Origin of the sequence: Trabulsiella guamensis ATCC 49490, from assembly GCF_000734965.1 — a bacterium.
Lineage (GTDB): Bacteria > Pseudomonadota > Gammaproteobacteria > Enterobacterales > Enterobacteriaceae > Trabulsiella > Trabulsiella guamensis.
Genome location: NZ_JMTB01000001.1, coordinates 1 through 1,647 on the forward strand (window position 1 = coordinate 1; position 1,647 = coordinate 1,647).

At 45.0% G+C, this 1,647-nt stretch carries 2 protein-coding genes; both read left to right on the plus strand.

The window, feature by feature from the left end:
• Nucleotides 1-286: autotransporter outer membrane beta-barrel domain-containing protein (locus GTGU_RS00005; RefSeq protein WP_038153105.1), on the plus strand; the 286-nt coding region annotated here is incomplete at its 5' end.
• A 141-nt stretch (nt 287-427) separates the two neighbouring features.
• The gene (locus GTGU_RS00010; RefSeq protein WP_038153109.1) at nt 428-1,273 is read left to right on the plus strand and encodes a LuxR C-terminal-related transcriptional regulator; all 846 of its coding nucleotides are present in this window, start codon (nt 428-430) and stop codon (nt 1,271-1,273) included.
• Nucleotides 1,274-1,647 lie beyond the last annotated feature (374 nt).

Here is a 1,647-nt window from a genome sequence, read left to right on the forward strand (position 1 = left end):
ACGCGTGGGCGCCCGCTGGTATACATATCATCCTGAGTCAAATCTGGGTGTACCGGTTTACCTGTCCACTGAAGTGAACTGGTGGCACGCACCGGATGGACGTAAAGTCCGGATGGATGATATTACGGTTCGTGAGCGTGGTCCGGTAAATCGTGCAGAACTGAAACTGGGGCTGAATGCGGAAGTCACACCGGCACTGAGTGTGAAACTGCAGGCAGGTATTGAAGCAGGCAGTAGCTCATATGCCGCAGGAACCCTGCAACTGGGAGTGAAATACCGCTGGTAAGGCTTCATAAATAAATGCTCCTTCTGAGGACGGAAGGGGAGCAAAAGAAAGGGCAGTGGCAGTAACATGTCAGGGAGGGGGTATCCCCTCCCTTTCTGTCTGTATCGTCATAATACCAGTACCGTAGTGGCAAAAAGTGTCATGACGTTCTTTTTTGTCATTTCTTGTCTTCTGACAGATAACCCGGGTGACAGGGGGCTGTTTTTTGTTCAGGCAGATAAGACAGGCGATATTTTTAAACAGCATGTTTTGTATAACCTGAATACAGGCTGGTTGAAGTGGCGTTTGTTATCGTTGTATTACAATAAAAATATTTCTGTAAACAGGTCTGATTGTGAAGGTGTCATTATGAACAGGTTCACGGTAATTTTAACACAGTGTAATTTCAGCTCGGTCGGGTTGATGAATTTACTGTTTCCGCTATGTGGAAATGAAAACATTGTTTCATTCAGAAATACGGGGGAGTTGTATGAATGGCGTAAACGGATCAGCGGCGAAGTTTCGCTGACACTATATATCATAATGCCTGCCATACTCATGGATGCCCGTGGTTTTGATAAATTAATTTCATCAGCGCCGGCGTTGAATGATGTCGGCGCATCTGAGGTTGTTATTATTAATGAGCATGAGTTATTGCCTGAACTCTTTGTGTCCGTCTGTTCAGACTATGGCTGGCAGGTTATTGACATATGTGGGATTTCCTGCGATGAAATAAGAAGGCGTATAGCAGACCGTTCTGTTGAAAAATCAACAAAAAGAAATGATGTTATTATTACCCGTCGTGAACAACAGGTTCTTGGCTATCTGCTAAAAGGACTGACTGTTCGTGAAATAAATAATGACATCGGCATCAGCATGAAAACAACGTATTCTTTCTGTAACACATTAAAAAATAAACTTGGACTGTTCTCCACATACAAAATATATGAGTTCCGGCATATTATAGATAAAGCGCTAATGAGCGGGATTATCAGAATGAAATATTAGCTGACGGGGAATTCAGCCTGAACGCCAGACAGCAACCTGCTGGCGTTCTTCTTCGGGAGTATATCGATTTTATTCCTGTATCGTTTTTCCGCAACAACCAGATGAACCGGGGAAACAGATGCCGGTAAACTGAAATACAGCGAAAAGATGCGTTGCCCGTAATGTTGCGTATTACCACTCACAGAGATCACCCAATACCCTGAAAAACGGTAATGATGCGGTGAACTCGCATTGACGATCTGGTGCTGATTGTGCTGACGTTTTTCCTGCTCGTAGGGACTGGCGGTCAACTGTGTCAGGTTGTGGAGTGCTGAGTCAGTCCTGATGGCTCAGTCAGAGTGAACCCGGTGCAGGGAACTGGATGATACTGCGGG